Origin of the sequence: Allotamlana fucoidanivorans, from assembly GCF_045788535.1 — a bacterium.
GTDB lineage: Bacteria > Bacteroidota > Bacteroidia > Flavobacteriales > Flavobacteriaceae > Allotamlana > Allotamlana fucoidanivorans.
In genome coordinates, this window is the sequence record NZ_CP074074.1 from 3745186 (window position 1) to 3767797 (window position 22612).

Consider the following 22612-nt stretch of genomic DNA (forward strand, 5'->3'; position numbering starts at 1 on the left):
AAATACAGTTCCATAAACTTAACCTCAACATCTCTTTAGATAGAATGAACCAGGATAAGGAATTTATACACAAACTGAAACAGATTGTTCTCAATAATCTTACCAATGAACAATTCAGTGTAGAACATTTATCGGAAATTGCTGGTATCAGTCGTTCGCACCTTCACCGCAGGTTAAAAAAATTAAAAGGTATTTCAATTAGTCAGTTTATTCGAGAAATTCGGCTCGATGAAGCTCTAAAACTACTACAAGAGAATACTGCTACTATTTCCGAAATTGCCTATCAAGTTGGATTCAATAGCACCTCCTATTTTAATAAATGTTTTCACGATCGTTATGGTTATGCACCTAGTGAAGCAAAAAAAATTATCATTGAAACAACTGAGCAGAAACTCTTAACAAAAAGATTTAATATTCAGCAAATAAAACCACACCGCACAATCTATAACGTTGTTGCAATTGTTTTTATGCTGGTTTTAGGGGGTTGGTCGCTTTATTATTTCTCTCCTAAAAAGGAAACATCGACCACTACTGAAAAATCCATCGCCATATTACCATTTAAAAATTTAAGTAATGATGAAAATAATCAATATTTTGCTGATGGTCTTATGGAGGATTTGCTAAACCGGTTAGCAACTATTAACAACCTTAAGGTAATTTCCCGAACATCTTCAGAAACCTATCGAGATAAAACTTCAAAAAAAATACCTACAATAGCTTCTGAACTTGGGGTTACTCATATCCTTGAAGGAAGTGTTCGTAAATCTAACAATAAGGTTAGAATCACGGTACAACTTATCGATGCCATGCGTGATGACCATATATGGATGAAAACATTCGACAAGGATTTAGCAGATATTTTTAAAATTCAAAGTGAAATTGCATTACAAATTTCATCAGATCTTAGTACAGTTCTTACCAAACAACAAACAGACATTATCAAGAAAAATCCAACTGAAAATATCAAAGCTTTTGAATTTTACCAACTCGGACGCTATTACTGGGGTAAGCGGCTTTGGAAAGATTACAAAACTGCTGCGAATTACTTTAACAAAGCCATTGCAGAAGATTCAACCTATGCCCTAGCATATGCCGGTTTGGGTGACACTTATTTTCTTAAAATATGGGAAACTTCAGATTCTACTGAAATGCGAGAAAACAGAAATAAAGCAGAAACTTACGCTTTAAAAGCTTTAGAGTTAGAGCCGAGACTCGCGGAAGCTCACACTGTATTGGCCACGCTTTATTTTTTTATTGATTGGGATTGGGCTAACGCTCAAACCTCATTTTCAAATGCCTTAGAGTTTAATAACAACTACTCGACTCTTCATCACCGATATGCAGAATTTTTGAGTTACATTGATAAGGATGATGAAGCCCGTAAGCATATCAACAAGGCGCTTGAAATAGATCCATTATCTTACATTGTTAGAGAAGTAAGTGCCAAACTATATTTATTTAGAGGAAATTATCCTCAGTCCTTAATAGATTCTAAAATAGGAGAAGATCTCAACAAGGAAAAAATACGTCCCTTATTGTATCAATTTTGGGCAAATTATGCATTAAAAAATGATGAGGAAGTTTTGGATTACATTAAAAAGATAAATCTTAAATTATTAACGAATAAAATTCCTGAAGACGATTTGAACCTCATTTACCATAAATCAGGACGAGATGGCTTAATGTTATGGTTAGCTACATCTTTAGAGCAATCTCTTCCAAAAGCGCATTGCTATACCTTTCTTAATGAGCAAGAAAAAGCTATGAACCTACTTGAAGATGCGTTCAACAAAGGAGATCGTTTGGGAGATGCACCCTATAGATATTTTGCAACCCAACTTGAATCGAATTCAAGGTTTATAGTACTCATGGAAAAAATGAATCTTCCTTGGGTTTCTAACAACTAATAAGTTCCATTTTTAGCAAGGCAACATATGTTTCAAAAAACTTTAAAGTTTTTGCAACATACGTGTTTTTTTCTGCCCTATGAATTGGTTAATTTACAAATAGCTATTTATCAATCGATTGATGTCCATATTATATTCTCGAAATGAATATAATCTTGAAAACCAACATTAACTGTTAAACTAAAAATCATGAAAACACTTAAATTAATTGGCATCACAATCATCGGGTTAATACTTATGTGTGCCTGCGAAAAAAACAATGATGAACTCTTATTAGAGGAAGATATGACTCTAAATGAAAATTTCACCTTAAAAGGAGATTTAGGAAAGGTTGATAACGAAGTTAACGTGCCTTTTAAAGCTACATTTACCGTTTGGCGTGCACTTCCACCAGGTACTGGTGAATGTGAAGAAGGTAGTTCAAGAGAAACAATGAGAATGAAAGGGAACGGAGAAATGGCTCATTTGGGGCAACTATCAGAAATATTTATGACATTTTGTGTACGTAGTGATGCATCATACTCGTTTGTAGAATCTGGAAAATTTGTTGCCGCCAATGGAGACGAATTACACTTTACAATAAACGAAGGTCAAATAGTATTGAATACAGGAGGTAATCCAGACTATCTTTTATATTTCAATGATGATGTAATATTTATTGGTGGAACAGGTCGTTTTGAAGGTGCATCTGGCAGCGCTAAAACCAATGCATTTGTTCATATAGGGACTACAGGCGATGATGGAGATGACCCTTTTTATACCGATTTCTTTATGAACGAAGGCACTTTAACATTACAAAAGGGAAATTAATAAATCTTTGACAAAGCTTTAGTCTCGGTTTGTGTATTTAAACACTCGAGTTTATTAAGAGCAGCCTAGCTGATTATAGAGATGTAAACAGCCATATATTTTACCTGTACAATGCAAAAAATTATTATATGGTTTGCACTCTAACGCTTACCTTTCAACCAGATTAAATATGACACCCTAAACTAAAAACGCTTATAAAAATTCATGTCAGTTAATTTGATGTGATTTCATGGAGACTGGGAGGTTAAGCTTAAAAGATTGAGGTTTCAAAAATAATATCTCTTCTGAATTACCTCCCAGTTATCAATTCAGAAACGGTTATATCTCCATATGAAGTGCAAGCTAGGTAATATTAAAATCAAAAAAATATTCAAAAAGTTCGTCTTGAAAGATGGGCTTTTTGTGATTAAACCACCTTTGAAAGTCAAAGCTAACTAAACAACAAAAAACACATTAAATTTCTTTAACCAAGTAGAATGTTTCTTTATAATTTTAACCAATAAACCATAATTCATGGCATTACAATAACTGATGCTGCGATATATTATTTACACTTTTATTAAGACTTTAGGTCAAAAATTAAATCAGAATTTCAATTAAATACCTCTTAACACCATAAACATAGTCTCAAAACCATTATTTTAGCCAATAATTGCTGACTAAATTAGTATTACCCCTTTATGAAACGCTACTTTTATTTTTTCATTTTTCTTGGATTCATAACACTTTGGAGTTCATGCAGAAAAGATTTTGAATTTACACCTGCCACTGGAAATCTTCAGTTCTCCAAAGACACGGTCTATTTAGACACAGTATTCACTAATATTGGTTCTAGTACATATAATTTAAAAGTATATAATAAAAGTAATAATGACATTTCTATTCCTATAGTTAAATTAGCTTTAGGAGAAACTTCCTATTATAGGTTAAATGTGGATGGCCTAACAGGAAAAAACTTTGAAAATGTAGAAATTCTTGCAAATGACAGTCTATTTATTTTTGTAGAGTCGACCATTAATATCAATAATTTTCCTAATCCAGATGCTGCCTATTTATACACAGATCAAATTGAATTTAATACTGGAACAAATTTACAAAAGGTAGAATTGGTTACTTTGGTTAAAGATGCTGTGTTTATTTACCCTGATAGAGATGAAACTACTAAAGTTATTGAAACTTTAAAAATAAACATTGATGGCGAACTGGTTGAAACAGATTTACAAGGACGAGAATTGCTTCCTGAAGAGCTTACTTTTACTAATGAAAAACCCTATGTAATATATGGTTTCGCGGCTGTTCCAGAGAATAAAACATTAACTATTGAAGCTGGTGCGAGATTACATTTTCACGACAACTCCGGACTAATTGTTTTAAACAATGCGTCTTTACACATAAACGGTACCTATAGTACAGATCAACAAATACTGGAAAATGAGGTGATTCTTGAAGGAGATCGTTTAGAACCTGAGTTTTCTGATGTGCCAGGGCAATGGGGCACTATTTGGCTATTTGAAGGTAGTATAAACAACCGTATTAGCTATGCTACAATAAAAAATGCCACGATTGGTGTTCTATCTGATGGTAATCTTGACACTCCTAATAATAAACTCAATTTAAGTAATACCCAAATTTATAACGCAAGTAGTTTTGGTGTTTTAGGAAGAAACACCTCTATTAAAGCTGAAAATATGGTAATAAATAATTCAGGTTTATCTTCATTTGCTGGAACATTTGGCGGCAAGTACAACTTGACACATTGTACTATTACTAATTACTGGAATAATGGCTTTAGACAATTTCCTGCCCTATTGCTTAACAATTTTGTTTTAGACGAAGATAACAATGCTATTGTAACAGACTTAACCGAGGCCAACTTTAATAATTGTCTTATTTATGGCAATGATAATATTGAAATATTACTTGATGAACTTGAAGACGAAACCGTAAATTTCAACTTTAAATTTACCAATTGCTTAATGCGTTTTAATGATCATAGCGGAGAATTTGATAGTCCCAACTATGACTTCAATAATGTGTTGCTTTATGAAAATGTGATTTTAAATCAAAATCCAGATTTTAAAAACACAGAGCAAAACAATATGCTTATAGGTAATGAGTCTGAAGGCATCAATAAAGGCAATATAGAGTTTGCTAGTCAAATACCTCTAGATCTTTTGAACATTAACAGAACAAGCGCTCCAGATATTGGGGCCTACCAACATACAACATTTCCTGAAGAGTAAAAAAGTAATACACTTAATCTTAAAATTCAAACAAGACAAACTAAAAAATCCTGCACAAAACGATGCAGGATTTTATTTTATTGAACCCCTAGATAGATTAAAGTATAGTTCGTGCTTACACAAACAAAGGTTTATCCTTCATCATGGCATTCACTTTATCTTTTACCGCGTCAAGTTTTGCCTCATCTTCAAAATTGGCTACCACCTCATCTATTAAATCAACTATAGTAATCATATCTGCTTCTTTCAATCCTCTGGTAGTAACAGCTGCTGCTCCTAAACGAATACCTGATGTTACAAATGGCGATTTATCATCAAATGGCACCATATTTTTATTCACCGTAATATCTGCTTTAACTAAAGCCTGCTCAGCATCTTTTCCAGACAGGTTTTTATTACGTAAATCAATTAACATGCAATGATTGTCTGTACCTCCTGAAATAATATTATAACCTTTAGCTACCAAAGCATCAGCCATAGCAGATGCATTCTTTTTTACTTGTAATTGATAATGTAAAAACTCATCTGTTAGCGCTTCTCCAAAAGCAATAGCCTTTGCTGCTATGATATGCTCTAATGGTCCACCTTGATTTCCTGGAAACACTGCAGAATCTAATAAAGAAGACATTTTACGTAAGCTTCCATTTTTCAATTGAATACCAAACGGGTTATCAAAATCTTTACCCATCATAATCATACCACCTCTTGGTCCTCTCAATGTTTTATGCGTTGTAGTAGTTACTACATGGCAATGTGGTAGTGGATCATTTAAAATTCCTTTAGCGATTAAACCCGCAGGATGTGATATATCAGCTAATAAAATAGCACCTACACTATCGGCTATTTCTCTAAAACGTTTAAAGTCAATATCGCGCGAATACGCTGAAGCACCCGCAATAATCAATTTAGGTTGCTCTTTTGTGGCAATTTCTTGTATTTTATCATAATTTAAAACCCCTGTCTCCTGCTCTACACCATAAAACACAGGGTTATAAAGTTTTCCTGAAAAATTTACAGGAGAACCGTGAGTTAAATGCCCTCCATGTGACAAGTCAAAACCTAAAATTTTATCTCCTGGTTTTAAGCAAGCGTGATAAACAGCTGTATTAGCTTGACTTCCAGAATGAGGTTGCACATTTACATATTCAGCTCCAAACAAGGTTTTTGCTCTATCTATAGCTATTTGCTCAACTTCATCAACCACTTCACATCCTCCATAATAACGCTTTCCTGGATACCCTTCGGCGTATTTATTTGTTAACACAGAGCCAGCAGCTTCCATCACTTGAGGGCTTACAAAATTCTCTGAAGCAATAAGTTCTATACCATGAAGTTGGCGTTCTTTTTCTGCTTGAATGAGTTCAAAAATTTGTTCGTCGCGTTGCATAAAATAAAATTCTGATTAAATATTCGGCAAAAATAATAAATACCTCAGTTAAATACACCAAAATCTATAGAATAAGAGTTAAGTTTTTAACGGTTTTATCAACGGTTAGATTTAATTTAGATTTTGTTTGTTTTTTTCATTTAAAATAAAAAAAATGTGTAGGTTTGATACGAATACAATAACCTTTAAAATTAAAGTTATGCCATTATCAGCTAACAATCCAGATAGAACCTCTTGGTTACATGTAGATAAAAATTCAGATTTTCCAATTCAAAATATCCCTTTTGGCGTTTTCTTAACACGTGATGATATTATCACTATTGGTACTCGTATTGGCGATACCGCAATTGACCTTGGAGCATTACACCAGCTTGGATATTTTAAAGGGATTCCTCTAACTGATGATATTTTTCTTCAAGATACTTTAAATGATTTTATAGCCGATGGAAGAAAAACTTGGCGCGCAGTGAGAAATCGTATCGCTGAAATTTTTGATGCTGAAAATGATACTTTAAAAAATAATACAAAACACAAGAAAACCATTCTTTTTAGGCTAGATGAAATTGAAATGCAATTACCAGTTCAAATTGGTGATTACACAGATTTTTACTCGAGTAAGGAACACGCCACCAATGTGGGCTCTATGTTTAGAGATCCAGACAATGCTTTATTGCCTAATTGGCTACATATACCCGTTGCTTATCATAGCAGAAGTTCTTCAGTTATTCCATCTGGAATTCCAATACACAGACCGCAGGGACAAACCTTACCACATGGCTCTAGCGAACCTGTTTTTGGTCCAAGTAAATTAGTTGACTTTGAACTTGAAATGGCTTTCATTACAACCGACGCCAATGATTTAGGAGAACCAATTCCTATTCATGAAGCTGAAGAATATATTTTCGGACTCGTGCTTTTAAATGATTGGAGTGCGCGTGATATTCAAAAATGGGAATATGCACCTCTTGGTCCGTTCTTAGCTAAAAACTTTGCCTCTTCTATTTCGCCGTGGATTGTAACGCTTGATGCTTTAGAACCTTTCCGTGTTGAAAGTCCTAAACCCATTAAACCTCAACTTGATTACTTAAAATATAAAGGAAAAAAAAGTTATGATATTCAATTAGAAGTAGCTATTCAACCTAAAGGAGCCAAAGAAACTATAGTGAGTAAATCTAACTTTAAATACATGTATTGGAATATGGTACAACAATTGGCTCATCATACAGTAAATGGATGTCCTGTTAACTCTGGTGACATGATGGGTAGTGGTACTATTTCTGGCCCAACAGAAGCCAGCTATGGCTCCATGTTAGAACTAACTTGGAAAGGTGAAAAACCTATTAAAATGACTGATGGAACAGAGCGTAAATTCATAAATGATTATGATACCGTGATTATGCGTGGTCATTGTGAAAAAGATGGTACAAGAATTGGATTTGGAGAAGTCTCTACAAAATTACTTCCTGTATTTAGCAAAAAGTAGCTTAATTCTTTCTTTTTTGAAATATTTTTTACGTTTTATCGGATTTATTAGTTTTTCATCCGATTGTTTCGTATTTTGGCACCACTATTGACAAGGTAAGCCCATAACCAAAATACTTGACCTATGAAAAAACTAATACTTCTTTTATTTACTGTGATGATTGCTTATGCGTGCAGTACGCGTAAACAAGTAGAACGTGCCGTAAATACAGGCAACTATGACCACGCTATTCAAACCGCCTTAAAAAAACTGAGAACCAATAAGGATAAAAAGCGTAATCAGGATTATGTTATCATGCTTCAAGATGCTTACTACAAAGTGGTTGAACGCGATTTAGGTTCTATTGCTCATTTAAAAAAGGATAATAACCCAGAAGCCTATAGAAATATTTATGAGCTTTATACAGGATTAGATGGCAGACAGGAGTCTATAAAACCTCTTATACCTCTATATATAGATGACCAACCAGTAGTTTTCGAATTCAATAATTATAGTGATGCTATTCTTGATGCCAAGAACAAAGTATCTAGCTACTATTATCAAAAGGGGCTAGCCTTATTAAACGCAAAAGACAAACAATCTATTAGAGAAGCATATAACACTTTAGAATATATTGAAAACATTAACCCAAATTATAAAGATACGCCTAATCTTTTAAACGAAGCCCATGAACGTGGAACAGATTATATCTTGGTTTCTATAAATAATGAAACCGAACAAATGATTCCTGAAAAACTTGAAGCCGACTTACTAAGCATGGACACTTACGGTATTAATAAGTTTTGGAGTGTTTATCATGTAAACAAAATAAAAGATCTTAATTATGATTACACGCTACAGCTTAACCTAAAACAAATCAACGTTTCTCCTGAGCGCATCACGGAGCGTGAATTTGTTAGAGAAAAAGAGGTTAAAGACGGTTGGCAGTACGCCTATGATGAAAAAGGTAACGTAGCAAAAGACAGCCTTGGAAACGACATTAAAGTTGATAAAATAGTAAAAGTTACATGTCGTTATTTTGAAACGATTCAAACAAAAACCTCTCAAGTTATTGGTGATGTTGTTTATAAAGACTTAAAAACAAATCAAATATTAGATAAATTCCCTGTAAATAGTGAATTTGTATTCGAATACATTTTTGCGACTTCTAAAGGAGATAGGCGCGCTTTACTCCCTGATGATATTGGCTATTTAGAACATCGCAGAGTACCTTTTCCTAATAACGAACAAATGGTTTATGACACAGGAGAAGACTTAAAGCTTAAACTTAAACAAATTATTAATTCCTATAGGATTTAACGTATTAAAGCCTTTAACTAACCGTTAAAGGCTTTTTATGCTATATTAAAAAGGAGCCGAGCAATGGACAGTAAGTTCTTCCTTCAAAATGGGATGCTTAAATGTTATACGTTCCGCATGGAGATGTAACCTATCCAATTTTGTTCCATACAAATCATCGCCTAGTATAGGCGTTTTTAATCCGTTTTGATGAGCCGCATGTACCCTGAGCTGATGTGTTCGCCCTGTAATGGGATAAAAATAAACCCTTGTTTTCCCATCTTCAACCGTAATCACTTCAAATTTGGTTTTAGCTAGTTTTCCATGTTTATAACAAACTAATTGCTGTGGTCTATTATCCAAATCAACCCGCAAAGGCAAATCTATAACACCTTCTTTTTGCTCTATAACACCATCTAAAAGGGCTATATAACGCTTCTTTACCGTACGTTCAATAAATTGTTTTTGCAGCTGCTTATGTACACGCATGTTTTTAGCAACTAACAAAAGACCAGATGTAGACATATCTAACCGATGTACTAACAAAGGGCCCGTTGCATGTGGCAAATACTGCTTCATCTTAGTGTAAACAGACTCTTGTATGCGCTTACCTGGAACCGAAAGAAATTCATGAGGCTTGTTTACCAGTAATAAATAATCATCTTCAAACACAATATCCAAATCTTCATTGTAATGAGGTATTTGTAAAATAGGATTATTGTCTACCTGTAACCCTTTCATCATATGCCCTAAAATAGGTTCGCATTTACTTCTACATGACGGATAAAATTGCTTGTGTTTTCTAACTTCTGATTTTGGGGACACCCCCCACCAAAACTCAGCCATAGCTAAAGGCTCTAAATGATTCTGATATGCATATTGAAACAGTTTAGGTGCTGCACATTCACCCGAACCTGCTGGAGGAATGGGTGTTACTGTATCCCTAAAAATATCAAGCAAACTACATTCTTCTCCATTCGCATTTAAAAATCTATACTGCTGGTGTAATTGAGATTGAAGCGTAGCTGATAATGCCGCCCTTTTTTGCTTTAATGCATCTATTGGAAGTTTCATAACGCTTAATTCTTTTTCAAGAGTCTCCTGTTTATATTTCCAATGGCGTTTAAATTGTTTTAACTCAATCTGAAGCTTTTTACTGGCTTCACTCAACAATTCATTGAAAGCAGCATATTCGGTATCTAACATTACCTGTTTTGCTACTGCCCTTTCTTGATCTCGATGTTTTTTTTCAGACTTAATATTTTGCTTCAGCTCAAGTAATTCTGTTTGGTATCGCACTTCAGCATCTTTAATATTCTTTTGAGCTAATGCAAATTCCTTTGAAGCTTCCATAGTCTTTATTTCAGCATTAAACCGATTTAATGTAGCTTCTCCTTTTTTATAAAACCCTGCTTGATTTAGCGTATTATAAATTGTAGGAACAAATCCTTTTATATCATTGCTTTCTGCCAATTTACCCGAAAAAGCCGCTAGGTAACCCAACTTATTTGCTTCATTTTTCACTACCATGACCCCAAACATTTTACCTATAGGATTTCCCTTTAAAGTACTATTTAAGCCAAAATTATGTACAAAATCAGTTTGTGTTTCTAAATATTGCTGTACATCTTGAGCGGCCATAATACATAAAGGGTGTGGCTCATAGTAAAATGGAAACGTAAACTTTTCAGGCAATTCTGGTAATTCTGTAACACGGAACTCATGAAAATAAGAAGCAGAAAACAAAGGCATTTAGGTTTCAGTTTTAGGATAAGGCAAAGAAACAACTTTAAAAATATTTACTAAAGTGATGTCAATATTTTCCGCTAGAAATTACAGGCAAACCTTTGGTTGGTCTATTGTAGATATATACCCATGCCTTCAGTTTCCTTTTATCAAATAACCAAGCCTCAACAAGAATGCGTTTGTATAAATCTGGAACATCAGACTGCTCATTAATACCTTCATAATCATCTAAAACGTTAAATACAGTACTAGCGTGATATAATTGATACACACTACCATATACCTTATCTGCTGGGGCATCACTTAAAATAGCTCCAGGATAGTGCGCCACTTGAAATAACTTGCCTTGAAAATACCCATCACCTATACAATGAGAGTGAGATGCCAAAAAACGTGACATCTCATTATCTGCTTGTTTTAATAGTGTACCATATACAAATAAGAAATCATGACCCAAACAATTCATAATGCCTTACGGTTGCAATTGGGCATCAATCCAACGATTAATCTTTTCCTCTAGCAACTGTAACGGTATACAACCTGTTTCTAACACCTCATTATGAAACGCTCTAATATCAAATGCTTCACCAAGTTTTTCTTCTCCACGTTGGCGTAACTCTATCAGCTTTAATTGCCCAATTTTATAAGAGAGTGCTTGTCCTGGATTGGCCATATAACGTTCAATTTCACTAATGATATCGTTCTTTGCTTCGGCCTCATTCTCTAAAGAAAATTGAATAGCCTGTTCCCTTGTCCACCCCTTAGCATGTATGCCCGTATCAACCACCAAACGAATAGCACGATGCATTTCAGAGCTTAACATACCAAAATATTGATATGGATCTTTATAAAGTCCTAGCTCTTTACCCAAAGATTCGGTATAAAGTGCCCACCCTTCACCATAAGCGCTATACCACAAAGTTTTTCTAAACTCTGGAAGTTCTTCATTTTCCTGTGCTAAAGATATTTGAAAATGATGCCCGGGTATAGCCTCATGTAAAAACAAATCCTCCTTATCAAAAATATTATATTGTTCTACGTCTGGTATAGGCGTATAGAAAATACCTGGTCTTGTTCCATCAAGCGACCCTGGACTGTAATTGGCTGCGACCGATTTTTCTCTGAATGGTTCCGTTCTTCTTACCTCAAACGGTGTTTTAGGTTGCTTTGAAAAAAGTTGATCTATTTGAGGTTTCATCACCGCATAAATACTATCATAAAATGCAATAACCTGTGACCGTTCTGTAAAAGGCATAAAGGCTTTATTTGTTCTGATGTGCTCAAAAAAGGCAAAAAGATCTCCTTTAAAACCCACCTTAGTCATAACCTTGCTCATTTCTGTACGAATGCGAGCAACTTCCTGCAAACCCAATTCATGAATAGCATCAGCCGTCATATTGGTTGTAGTATACCGCTTTATTTGGTGTGTATAATAGGCTTTCCCTAGTGGCGTATCGGCAATACCATGAGTTTCTCTTCCAGCTGGTAAATATTCATCTTTTAGAAATTTTACCATATCCTCATGAACTGGTTTAACTTTATGATTGACCATATTTGTATAGGCCTCAACAAGCTTCTCTTTATCGCTTTCACTGAAAGATTCTGGAAAATTAAGAACAGGTGCATAATACAAATGTTCGTTTACATGACTTGTTGCTAAACCCTCAAATTGCGGAATTACTTTTACTATTAACGGTTTTGGTAAAACATAACCCGTTTTCATACCCTCGCGCATATTTTTTTTAGCAGCCTCAAGCCATATTAAATAGTCATCTACGCGTTTAAGCCAATTTTCATAATCCTTAACAGTATGAAAAGGTTGCGCATTTTTTGCGCTGGCATAACCGTTAACATCTAAATTCATTGACCACATTTGATCTATAGGCATTAAATCCTTTTTAAAAGTCATACCCTCTAAATTAATTGTGATGTCCCAAGTCAAAACATCTTTACTCATTTGCTCTACATCAGATAGTTGTGTAGCATCAATGTCTTTTAAAGCTGATTTATACTTTTCATAATAAGATTGCTTTTCCATTTTAAAAGCCTCTGATAAGGTATTTGGAAACTGGTCATTATAGGTAGCTATACCAGCATCAGTAGCCTTCTTCACATCAAAAGCTAAGCCTTCGTTGTAGTAATCTTTTAAAAGCTGAGCTAGTTGTTCTGGTGCTGGAGATTCTTCGGGTGTATTCTCTTGTTCATTTTTACATGCAACACTAAGAAAAACGCAAGCAATCAAAAGTAAGTTTCGTACCATTATAACATATTTGTAATTAATAATACCTTAAAAATACAAATATGAAACTACTTTAACGAAAGAATATATTTTTTTACAGGTAATCAACCCGTTATTAGAAAACGAATTGTTCTAAATTAATTTCGTTTATAGCACCGTGCGACTCATATGCCACAACACGTCCGTTGGCAATAACTAATAGTTGCGGCGACTCATGTATCACTTGAAATGTATTTGCTACCTCATTTGAAATCTCTCTATAATTTAAGAGATCTAAATAATATAAATCGAAATCATATACATTATCATAAGCCTTAACAAATTGATTCATAACCATGCTACTAATTCCGCAACGTGTAGAATGCTTAAAAAGCAACTGAGTTTTATGTTTAGAACGCTCTTTGATATCCTCTAGTTGACTTAAATGAGTTAACGGAACCCAAGGCAATTCCTTTTCTTTTCTGGGTTCGGTCGTTTTTCCAAATATTTTATTAAGTAAATTCATTCAATATATCTTTCTTTTACAATTTTTTAAAACACAATAATTTCAGTCGAAACCATTCTCATTACTTACAAACCGACAAAAAGTCACAAAAATTCTATTCTAAAAAGACATTTTGTCTTACATTTCTTATTGGTAGGATTATTGACCTTAAGTGGGTGTAAAAGTAAAATAATCAACTCTATAACAAGAGAAAAAAAAGAAAGAAATGAACTTAAATAATTATACAATAAAATCACAGGAGGCCATACAACAGGCGCAACAAATTGCGCAAGAATATGGTCATCAACAAATAGAAAACGAACATATTTTTAAAGGTATTTTTGAGGTTGACGAAAACGTTTTACCCTTCCTTTTAAAAAAATTAAATGTTAATGTTTCTATTTTGAAACAGGCTTTAGAAAAACAACTTGAAAGTTTCTCTAAAGTTTCTGGTGGCGATATTATGCTATCAAGAGAATCAGGCAAAACCTTAAATGATGCTGCTAATATGGCGAAAAAAATGAATGACGACTTTGTGTCAATTGAACATTTAATTCTTGCCATTTTTAAATCGAATAGCAAGATTTCCCAAATGTTAAAAGACCAAGGTGTTACTGAAAAAGGATTAAACGCCGCTATTGAAGAACTTCGTAAAGGAGAAAATGTAACCTCTCAAAGTCAGGAAGAAACATACAATTCATTAAATAAGTATGCTAAAAACTTAAATCAACTGGCAAAGGACGGCAAATTAGATCCTGTTATTGGACGCGATGAAGAAATTAGAAGAATCCTTCAAATTTTATCTCGTCGAACAAAAAACAACCCCATTCTTGTTGGCGAACCTGGCACAGGTAAAACAGCCATTGCCGAAGGCTTAGCACACAGAATTATTGATGGCGATATTCCTGAAAATTTAAAAGATAAGCAAATTTTTGCTCTAGATATGGGGGCATTGATTGCTGGCGCTAAATACAAAGGGGAATTTGAAGAACGTTTAAAAGCAGTAATCAAAGAAGTGACCACAAGCAACGGAGATATTGTGCTATTCATTGATGAAATACATACACTTGTTGGTGCAGGAGGTGGTCAAGGTGCTATGGATGCCGCGAACATCTTAAAACCTGCCCTAGCCCGTGGCGAATTACGTGCTATTGGAGCAACCACGCTTGATGAATATCAAAAATACTTTGAAAAAGACAAAGCTTTAGAGCGTCGTTTTCAAAAGGTTATTGTGGATGAGCCCGACACCGAAAGCGCTATCTCCATTTTAAGAGGTATTAAAGAAAAATACGAAACGCATCATAAAGTTAGAATAAAGGATGACGCTATTATCGGAGCTGTTGAATTATCTCAACGCTATATTACCAACAGGTTTTTACCCGATAAGGCTATCGATTTAATGGATGAGGCTGCCTCAAAAATGCGTATGGAAATCAATTCTAAACCTGAAGAATTAGATGTTTTAGATAGAAAAATCATGCAGTTAGAAATTGAAATTGAAGCTATTAAACGTGAAAAAGATGAAGTAAAACTTAAATCCCTTCGTTCAGATTTGGCTAATTTAAAAGAGCAACGTAATGCTATTTATGCCAAATGGAAATCTGAAAAAGACGTTGTTGATAACATTCAAAATATAAAGCAGAATATAGAAAACTATAAGCTTGACGCAGAAAAAGCAGAACGCGAAGGCAACTATGGTAAAGTGGCCGAGTTACGTTACGGAAAAATAAAAGAAGCGCAAGAAGAACTTGAAGTATTGCAAAAGAAACTTCAAGCACAATCTGAAAATTCTTTAATTAAAGAAGAAGTAACCTATGATGATATTGCCGAAGTTGTAGCAAAGTGGACGGGTATTCCTGTTACAAAAATGCTACAAAGTGAACGTGAAAAACTCTTAAAACTTGAAGAAGAATTGCACAAGCGTGTGGTTGGTCAAGAAGAAGCCATTGAAGCTGTAAGTGATGCTGTAAGACGCAGCAGAGCTGGTTTGCAAAATCCTAACAAACCCATAGGAACCTTCTTGTTTTTAGGAACAACGGGCGTAGGTAAAACGGAACTTGCTAAAGCGCTTGCCGAATACTTGTTTGACGATGAAAATGCCATGACTAGAATTGATATGAGTGAATATCAAGAACGTCATGCCGTAAGCCGATTGGTTGGTGCACCTCCGGGATATGTAGGGTATGATGAAGGCGGACAATTAACAGAAGCTGTAAGGAGAAAACCGTACTCTGTAGTATTGTTAGATGAAATTGAAAAAGCGCACCCAGACACCTTCAATATTTTGTTGCAAGTGCTTGACGAAGGGCGTTTAACAGACAACAAGGGCCGCATTGCAGATTTTAAAAATACCATTATCATTATGACTTCAAATATGGGAAGTACTATTATTCAGGAACGATTTGAAGCCACAAAACATATAGAATCTGCTATTGAAGCCGCTAAAGTTGATGTTTTAGCATTGTTGAAACAATCGGTAAGACCTGAGTTTTTAAATAGAATTGATGATACCATAATGTTTACACCTTTAAGCAAAGAAAACATTATTGATATTGTTGGTTTACAATTAAAGCATGTATCAAAAATGATTGCCCAACAAGGTATTACGTTTGATGCGACTCCCGAAGCGGTAAGCTATTTGGCTGATAAAGGTTACAACCCAGAGTATGGAGCCAGACCCGTAAAACGAGTTATTCAAAAAGAAGTTTTAAACGCTTTAAGTAAAGAAATTTTAGCTGGAAAGGTCACTACAGATAGTATTATACTACTTGATTCTTTTGATGACAAACTAGTATTTAGAAATCAAAATGACCTGGTGGATAAAGAATTTTAAAAAAAACTTTGACTATTTGTAACAAAATCTGTTGCAAATAGTCTTTTAGTTGGTTGGTTAGTTGAAAAAGCAATATGATTCTTATTATGAAGAAGATTATTGCTTTTTTGTTTTTAAACCCCTCTTTTTTATGATTTAATAAAAAAACATGATATTTTAAAAGAATTTCCCACTAATTCTACAATCTGCAAGCTAATATTACCGTTCGTCTAAAAAAACGAACACTTTAAAGTGTTTTATCATTTTATCTTTAGTTTAGCCTTGAGCGAGAATCCCTAATCTCCTCATTTTTTGAATTAATAAACCCTAACTTATTGATTAATAGCAATGAATCTATCAAAACAAATTGACCTTACCTTATTACATGCAACTACAACCGAACGTGACATTATAAACCTAGCCCAAGAAGCTATAAAATATAACTTTCATAGTATTTGTGTGAGCAGTTGCTACGTTCCTTTAGCAAAACAGCTTATCACGGATTCAGACATTAAAATTTCTACTGTTGTTGGATTTCCTTTAGGAGCAGCAACAACAAGCACAAAAATATTTGAAGCAAAAGAAGCTATTGATTATGGTGCTGATGAAATTAGCATGGTCGTAAACCTTGGTTTATTGAAGAGTAGAAATTACGTTTCTATTTTAAAAGACATTACAGATGTTAAATTAGCTATTGGAAACATCCCGCTTAAAGTCATTATAGAGATTTCTGAACTTAATAAAAATGAAATCATAAAAGTTTGCGAAATCTGTTTAGATGCCAAGGCTGATTACATTGAAACATCAACAGGATTTTCAAAAGGTGGTGCTACCTTAACCGCTGTTAAAATCATAAAAAAAACAGTTCGAGATAATATCAGTATTAAAGCCACTGGCGATATTGATGACCTTGAAACCATCTTGAAGTATCTGGAAAATGGCGCCGATAGAGTTGGAATTTCAACCATCATCAAACCCATTAATAATTTAAGACAATTAAGAAATAATAAAGTCTATAAACAATACCTAGAAAACAGCACACTCTTAGAGGTTGAAAAGGTATATCAATAAATGACCGCTACCCTAATTTACCCTTATAATGTTTGATTAAACCATGTTTTAAAGTAGTTTAAACAAATAATACTTAATATCTTTGAAAAGGAGTCTATAATACTATATTTCGACTCTTAATTTTAGATTGTCAATATAAAAAAGGGTAACACATGAGTCCATTCAACAAATTTATAGACCATACTTTACTTAAAGCAACCGCTACAAAACAAGATATTATTCAATTATGCGAAGAAGCCAAACAATTTGGCTTCTTCTCTGTTTGTGTTAATAGTTGCTATGTTTCGTTAGCAAAAGCCAACTTAGAACGCAGCGAAGTAAAAGTCTGTGCCGTTATAGGATTTCCTTTGGGAGCTATGAGCACGGTTTCAAAAGTTTCTGAAACCATAGATGCCATAGAAAATGGCGCCGAGGAAATTGATATGGTATTAAATGTGGGTTGGCTTAAAAGTAAAGATTACCAAGGCGTATTAAATGATATCAAATCGGTAAAAGATATCATGCCTAACAAAACCTTAAAAGTGATTCTTGAAACATGCTATTTAGAAGATGATGACATTATAAAAGCAAGTGAGCTAGCCATTGAAGCGGGTGCAGACTTTATAAAAACCTCTACTGGATTTGGCACACGAGGCGCTTCAGAAAAAGACATTACCCTAATGAAGTCGGCTATAGAAGGTACCACTAAAATTAAAGCATCAGGAGGCATTAGAGACGCACAAACTGCTTTAAAATATATCAATTTAGGGGTTCATCGGCTTGGAACATCTTCAGGTATTGCCATTATTTCAGGAAAAACATCAGATTCAAACTATTAAAATAACCTATGAGTATTCATATAGAAGCAAAGAAAGGAGACATAGCAGAAACCATTTTACTACCTGGCGACCCCCTAAGAGCAAAATGGATAGCAGAAACCTATTTAAACAACGCAACATGTTTCAATAAAGTTAGAAACATGTTTGGGTATACAGGAGCGTACAAAGGACAAAGAATATCTGTTATGGGTACTGGTATGGGCGTACCATCTATTTCTATTTATGCGCATGAGTTAATCACCGAATATAAGGTAAAAAACCTCATTAGAGTAGGAAGTGCAGGCTCTTACCAAAAAGATGTAAAAATACGAGATATTGTTTTGGCTATGGCCGCATCATCCAATTCTGGACTAAATGCCAGACGTTTTGGTGGCGCAGATTATGCGCCCACTGCTAATTTTAATTTATTTCAAAAAGCTGTAGATACGGCTAGAAGCAAGAATATCCCTGTTAAAGCTGGTAACGTTTTTACATCGGATGAATTTTATGCCGATGATTTTGATTCCTATAAAAAATGGTCAAAATTTGGTGTGCTGTGTGTTGAAATGGAATCTGCAGGCCTGTATACTGTGGCCGCTAAACACAATGTAAATGCCCTTTCAATTTTAACTATTTCCGATTCTTTGGTTACAGGAGAACGCACTACCAGTCAAGAACGAGAAACCACCTTTAAAGAGATGGTTGAAATCGCTTTAGAGTTGGGTTGATATAAAAATGGTATAGTATTCTCTCTATTATAATGTAAGTTTCTTAAAAACTGCCATTTACGGAAGCTACCTTAAAGAGTAATCAACTTAAACAACAAAGAGTCTCCTGTCTTTTTTTGAGCCAATACATCAATAGCTGAATCTTTTAACTGCAAAACGCGAGGGTATCCTCCTGTGGTTTGACAATCACGCATCAAAACAATAAGTTTACCTGAAGGTGTTAACTGCACCGTACCAGGAAGCACCGAAGACGTTATAATAGGCTCTATATCATTTTTTATGTGCTCATTGAGTTGATAAGCCATCCTATTATTAGCGTTTGAAATAGAAAACATATCATTTTGAAGTTTTTGCTGTTGTTCGGGTGAAAGCAAATCGAATTCTGGACCTTTAAAAACGTCTAAAACTTCAGAAGTTATATAAGTGTCATCAAAGCGCAAATGAGCAAAATGCTTCTTTCTTTGGAATACTTGCTTTGAAACCTTAACGACATCTCCCTTTTTTAAACTAATGGCTTTCGTAATACCTTGATACATGCTTTTACTAGCCATAATGTTTTCAGAATGTATTCCGCCTGAAACCGCTAAATAACTTCTGCAACCGGTTTTCAATGGTCCAAAAGAAAGTATATCCCCTTGATTAACTGAAATAAAGTGATTATTTTGAACAGGGTTACCATTTAATTTAGGACTCATATCTCCTCCTGAAATTACCAGAGCTGTTTCTCCATTAAATTGGAGCTTTGGTCCCATTAAGGTTATTTCTAAAACCGCTTCGTTTATGTTATTTCCTAAAAGCGCGTTTGCCAACATAGCGGCTCGTTTATCCATCACACCTGAATATGGAACACCGTATTTTTGAACCCCTGTTCTTCCTAAATCTTGAATGGAGGTATAAAACCCAGAATGCAACACTTCAATCATCTATCATCTTACTTGTTAACTGATACACGCCTGCTTGAACCAACACTTTTATATCATTATATTCTTCCTGTGACACAGCATAAAATTTTATTGTATCACCCGCATTTACAAAACAAGGTTCTGAATTAGCAACGTTAAAAAAGTTAATTGGGGTATTACCTATAATATTCCATCCTCCAGGACTTTCCATAGGATAAACCCCCGTTTGATCACCGCCTATTGCTACCGCTCCTTTTTCAATTTTCATTCTTGGCATGGATTTTCTGGGCATCTTTAATACTTTATCCAATCCTCCTAAATACATAAAGCCAGGTAAAAACCCTAAGAAATATACCGTATAAATGGCAGCGGTATGATGTTCAATAATATTTGAAACAGACATTTGTTTAGCTTTAGCCATATCCCGTAAATCTAAACCAAAACTGAAATCATAACATACTGGAATTTTCCAAAGGGTTGACTTCTGTTTTGGCAAACTACCTGCTTGTTTATAGATACAGGTTAATGTGTTACAAGTTTCTTTAAAAGATGTAATAACCTTGTTATACACCACTAACAAACTATTATAAGCAGATCGTGTTTCTAAAATATCTTTATGAAGATCAATGCTTAGTTTTTCTTTAAAATTAAGTATATCTCTCAAAATTGACGTGCTAATTTCCTTGGGCCATTCAATTAATATGGCGCGATCACCAAAGCGTTTGTATACTATATGATAGTGCATTCAATTAGCAAATTTGAAAGCCTGCTTCTATTAAGCGCTTCGTGAGATTGGAAATTAAGTACACAGCATTGGGGTTATCGCCATGAACACAAAATGTTTCAGCTTCTATGCGTTCTAAATGTCCTGATATTGTTCTTACGCGTCCTGAGGTAGCAACTCTAAACACATGCTCATACAATTCATCTGCATCTTCTATTACGGCATTAGACACTGTTCTTGATACTAAGGTTAAATCATCATTATAGTTTCTATCTGCAAAAGCTTCATACATCACAGGAATATTATGTTCTACAGCCAATTTAGCTATTACAGAGTTGTAAGGCACATAGAGTTTAGCTCTGGTCATAAGTCCTTTCATTACCTCTATAATAACCTTAGCCGTTTTTTCATCAATTGTAGCCAAATTATATAAAGCTCCATGAGGTTTTACGTGATGTAATTGTAAATGAACATCTTCCAACTCTTTTAACAAGCATTTAATTTGATGTTCTATAGTGGTATACAAGGCCACACAAGGCATGTTCATTATTTTTCTTCCAAAATTCTCTTTATCAGGAAAAGATGGGTGTGCTCCTATTTTAACATTATTCGATTTTGCCAGAGCTACCATTGTTTTCATCGTTTTAGCATCACCAGCATGCCCTCCGCAAGCTATATTGCAAGAAGATATTAAAGGCATTATTTCAGATTCATTACCTAAGCCTTCCCCTACATCTACATTAATGTCAATGTATTTATTCATGTTAAAATATATTTAGGCCGAGAACTTTGTTTAACGTAGCCATGGAAAGAAAGATACTAAAAATTAAAATAAAACCTCCCAAAATATTTTGCCATAGCTTGTTTTTATAAAGGCCTAAGACAGAATGCTTATTCATAATCCAAATTAAAAATCCAACGATTACAGGTAATAAAATACCGTTAGCTACTTGTGCAAATTTTATAATTTCTATGGGATTAATACCTAAAGAGGAAATACAAACACCTAATAACAAAACACCCATCCACACCATTCTAAATTGAAATCCTTTCATATGTCTTGCCCACCCCAAGCAACCTGTAGCTACATAAGCTGCCGCCAGTGGCGCTGTTATAGCACTGGTAATACCTGCTGCAAACAAACCAATTCCTAAAAAATATTTGGCATATGAACCATACAAAGGTTCAAGCCCTTTAGCTAAATCTGTTGCATTGTTAATTTCAGTTGCCTGAATTGCAGTGGCAGAAACAATAATACATATGGACACTATTCCTCCTAAAATTACCGACAAAACGGTATCTCTTCTAGCCCACTTTAAATCCTTTTCACTGTGCCACTTTTCTTTAACTAATGATGCATGTAAAAACAAATTGTATGGTACCACCGTAGTGCCAATCAAGGCAATAATAGTTAATAAGCTTCCTTCGGGAAATATTGGTATCAAAGCACCTTGAAGTACCTCTACTATATTGGGTTTAGTAACTATGGCTGTATATAAAAAAGATAAGCTCATTAAAAGCACTAAACTTATTAAAACTTTTTCTAATACTTTGTAGTTTCCCAAGTATAAAAGCGCAAACGCACACACTCCAAGAATAATATTTAGCGGATTAATAGTCAGGTTGTTAACGGTAATATTTTGATGTTCTAGAACAGTCTCTAACCCTAAAACACCACCACTTATGTTTCCAGCTTGATAAGCTGCATTTCCAATAACTATAGCCGATAAAATAAGGAGTACAACAAACAACTTGATAATAGGATGCTGTATTTCTGTGCGAATAATTTCAGACAGTCCTTTTTGAGCAACAATACCCAATCTTGCAGCCATTTCTTGTAAAACAATAGTCGCCAAAATAGAGAGTACCATAGCCCACAACAGTGTGTAACCAAAACCTACACCTGCCAGTGTACATACTGTAACAGTTCCTGGCCCTATGAAAGCTGCAGCTACCAAAGGGCCTGGTCCCATATTTTTAAACCATTTTTTTATCAAAAAG

The 22612-nt window shown here is 34.4% G+C and carries 18 protein-coding genes; 9 read left to right on the forward strand and 9 right to left on the reverse strand.

Translation table 11 applies throughout. The annotated features are described in order from the left end of the window. Positions 1-44 precede the first annotated feature (44 nt). The 3 genes from KFZ70_RS15940 (at position 45) to KFZ70_RS15950 (ending at position 4960) form a co-directional block, all read left to right on the forward strand. Entirely contained in the window at positions 45-1907 is a 1863-nt protein-coding gene (locus tag KFZ70_RS15940) for a helix-turn-helix domain-containing protein (RefSeq protein WP_139698274.1), read from the forward strand. A gap of 189 nt (positions 1908-2096) precedes the next feature. Next, positions 2097-2717, forward strand: a complete 621-nt coding sequence (locus tag KFZ70_RS15945) for a hypothetical protein (protein ID WP_139698273.1) — start codon at positions 2097-2099, stop codon at positions 2715-2717. Positions 2718-3397: 680 nt separating this feature from the next. Then, positions 3398-4960, forward strand: a complete 1563-nt coding sequence (locus tag KFZ70_RS15950; protein WP_139698272.1) for a hypothetical protein — start codon at positions 3398-3400, stop codon at positions 4958-4960. Positions 4961-5075: 115 nt separating this feature from the next. Here the strand turns inward: KFZ70_RS15950 and glyA are convergent, their stop codons facing one another. Then, a complete protein-coding gene (gene glyA, locus KFZ70_RS15955) occupies positions 5076-6347 on the reverse strand; it encodes a serine hydroxymethyltransferase (RefSeq protein ID WP_139698271.1) in 1272 nt (423 codons plus the stop codon). 199 nt (positions 6348-6546) lie between these two features. Here glyA and fahA point away from each other — a divergent pair, with 199 nt between their 5' ends. Continuing rightward, positions 6547-7830, forward strand: a complete 1284-nt coding sequence (gene fahA, locus KFZ70_RS15960; protein ID WP_139698270.1) for a fumarylacetoacetase — start codon at positions 6547-6549, stop codon at positions 7828-7830. A 123-nt stretch (positions 7831-7953) separates the two neighbouring features. Further along, the gene (locus KFZ70_RS15965) at positions 7954-9129 is read left to right on the forward strand and encodes a hypothetical protein (RefSeq protein WP_139698269.1); all 1176 of its coding nucleotides are present in this window, start codon (positions 7954-7956) and stop codon (positions 9127-9129) included. 45 nt (positions 9130-9174) lie between these two features. On the opposite strand, the gene KFZ70_RS15970 is transcribed toward KFZ70_RS15965, so the two are convergent. The 4 genes from KFZ70_RS15970 to ytxJ all read right to left on the reverse strand — a co-directional run bounded on the left by KFZ70_RS15970 (position 9175) and on the right by ytxJ (position 13598). Then, a complete protein-coding gene (locus KFZ70_RS15970; protein ID WP_139698268.1) occupies positions 9175-10860 on the reverse strand; it encodes a pseudouridine synthase in 1686 nt (561 codons plus the stop codon). A gap of 61 nt (positions 10861-10921) precedes the next feature. Next, entirely contained in the window at positions 10922-11320 is a 399-nt protein-coding gene (locus KFZ70_RS15975) for a gamma-glutamylcyclotransferase (RefSeq protein WP_139698267.1), read from the reverse strand. Between the two features lie 6 nt (positions 11321-11326). Continuing rightward, entirely contained in the window at positions 11327-13114 is a 1788-nt protein-coding gene (locus KFZ70_RS15980) for a DUF885 family protein (RefSeq protein ID WP_139698266.1), read from the reverse strand. A 94-nt stretch (positions 13115-13208) separates the two neighbouring features. Further along, complete coding sequence (ytxJ, locus tag KFZ70_RS15985) at positions 13209-13598, reverse strand: bacillithiol system redox-active protein YtxJ (RefSeq protein ID WP_139698265.1); 390 nt, start codon at positions 13596-13598, stop codon at positions 13209-13211. A gap of 205 nt (positions 13599-13803) precedes the next feature. Between ytxJ and clpB the strand changes: the two genes are divergently transcribed. The 4 genes from clpB (at position 13804) to deoD (ending at position 18985) form a co-directional block, all read left to right on the forward strand. Beyond that, a complete protein-coding gene (gene clpB, locus KFZ70_RS15990; protein ID WP_139698264.1) occupies positions 13804-16410 on the forward strand; it encodes an ATP-dependent chaperone ClpB in 2607 nt (868 codons plus the stop codon). Between the two features lie 327 nt (positions 16411-16737). After that, positions 16738-17460: a deoxyribose-phosphate aldolase gene (gene deoC / locus KFZ70_RS15995; RefSeq protein ID WP_139698263.1), complete on the forward strand. Its 723-nt coding sequence runs from the start codon at positions 16738-16740 to the stop codon at positions 17458-17460. A gap of 152 nt (positions 17461-17612) precedes the next feature. Next, positions 17613-18278 carry a deoxyribose-phosphate aldolase gene (gene deoC, locus KFZ70_RS16000; protein WP_139698262.1) on the forward strand — a complete coding sequence of 222 codons (666 nt, stop codon included), beginning with the start codon at positions 17613-17615 and terminating at the stop codon, positions 18276-18278. 8 nt (positions 18279-18286) lie between these two features. After that, on the forward strand, positions 18287-18985 hold the full coding sequence (gene deoD / locus KFZ70_RS16005; RefSeq protein WP_139698261.1) for a purine-nucleoside phosphorylase: 699 nt from the start codon (positions 18287-18289) through the stop codon (positions 18983-18985). A gap of 71 nt (positions 18986-19056) precedes the next feature. On the opposite strand, the gene KFZ70_RS16010 is transcribed toward deoD, so the two are convergent. The 4 genes from KFZ70_RS16010 to KFZ70_RS16025 are packed head-to-tail and all read right to left on the reverse strand — an operon-like array spanning position 19057 to position 22608. Beyond that, positions 19057-19908, reverse strand: a complete 852-nt coding sequence (locus KFZ70_RS16010) for a biotin-dependent carboxyltransferase family protein (protein ID WP_139698260.1) — start codon at positions 19906-19908, stop codon at positions 19057-19059. Beyond that, complete coding sequence (gene pxpB, locus KFZ70_RS16015; RefSeq protein WP_139698259.1) at positions 19901-20632, reverse strand: 5-oxoprolinase subunit PxpB; 732 nt, start codon at positions 20630-20632, stop codon at positions 19901-19903. Before pxpB ends, KFZ70_RS16010 begins: the two co-directional genes overlap by 8 nt. A 4-nt stretch (positions 20633-20636) precedes the next feature. Further along, on the reverse strand, positions 20637-21374 hold the full coding sequence (gene pxpA, locus KFZ70_RS16020) for a 5-oxoprolinase subunit PxpA (protein WP_139698258.1): 738 nt from the start codon (positions 21372-21374) through the stop codon (positions 20637-20639). 1 nt (position 21375) lies between these two features. After that, the gene (locus KFZ70_RS16025; protein WP_139698257.1) at positions 21376-22608 is read right to left on the reverse strand and encodes an Nramp family divalent metal transporter; all 1233 of its coding nucleotides are present in this window, start codon (positions 22606-22608) and stop codon (positions 21376-21378) included. Positions 22609-22612: the final 4 nt, after the last annotated feature.

Coding starts and splice junctions, on each gene's coding strand:
- KFZ70_RS15940 (WP_139698274.1), top strand. CDS start 45: ATGAACCAGGATAAGGAATTTATACACAAACTGAAACAGATTGTTCTC.
- KFZ70_RS15945 (WP_139698273.1), top strand. CDS start 2,097: ATGAAAACACTTAAATTAATTGGCATCACAATCATCGGGTTAATACTT.
- KFZ70_RS15950 (WP_139698272.1), top strand. CDS start 3,398: ATGAAACGCTACTTTTATTTTTTCATTTTTCTTGGATTCATAACACTT.
- glyA (WP_139698271.1), bottom strand. CDS start 6,347: ATGCAACGCGACGAACAAATTTTTGAACTCATTCAAGCAGAAAAAGAA.
- fahA (WP_139698270.1), top strand. CDS start 6,547: ATGCCATTATCAGCTAACAATCCAGATAGAACCTCTTGGTTACATGTA.
- KFZ70_RS15965 (WP_139698269.1), top strand. CDS start 7,954: ATGAAAAAACTAATACTTCTTTTATTTACTGTGATGATTGCTTATGCG.
- KFZ70_RS15970 (WP_139698268.1), bottom strand. CDS start 10,860: ATGCCTTTGTTTTCTGCTTCTTATTTTCATGAGTTCCGTGTTACAGAA.
- KFZ70_RS15975 (WP_139698267.1), bottom strand. CDS start 11,320: ATGAATTGTTTGGGTCATGATTTCTTATTTGTATATGGTACACTATTA.
- KFZ70_RS15980 (WP_139698266.1), bottom strand. CDS start 13,114: ATGGTACGAAACTTACTTTTGATTGCTTGCGTTTTTCTTAGTGTTGCA.
- ytxJ (WP_139698265.1), bottom strand. CDS start 13,598: ATGAATTTACTTAATAAAATATTTGGAAAAACGACCGAACCCAGAAAA.
- clpB (WP_139698264.1), top strand. CDS start 13,804: ATGAACTTAAATAATTATACAATAAAATCACAGGAGGCCATACAACAG.
- deoC (WP_139698263.1), top strand. CDS start 16,738: ATGAATCTATCAAAACAAATTGACCTTACCTTATTACATGCAACTACA.
- deoC (WP_139698262.1), top strand. CDS start 17,613: ATGAGTCCATTCAACAAATTTATAGACCATACTTTACTTAAAGCAACC.
- deoD (WP_139698261.1), top strand. CDS start 18,287: ATGAGTATTCATATAGAAGCAAAGAAAGGAGACATAGCAGAAACCATT.
- KFZ70_RS16010 (WP_139698260.1), bottom strand. CDS start 19,908: ATGATTGAAGTGTTGCATTCTGGGTTTTATACCTCCATTCAAGATTTA.
- pxpB (WP_139698259.1), bottom strand. CDS start 20,632: ATGCACTATCATATAGTATACAAACGCTTTGGTGATCGCGCCATATTA.
- pxpA (WP_139698258.1), bottom strand. CDS start 21,374: ATGAATAAATACATTGACATTAATGTAGATGTAGGGGAAGGCTTAGGT.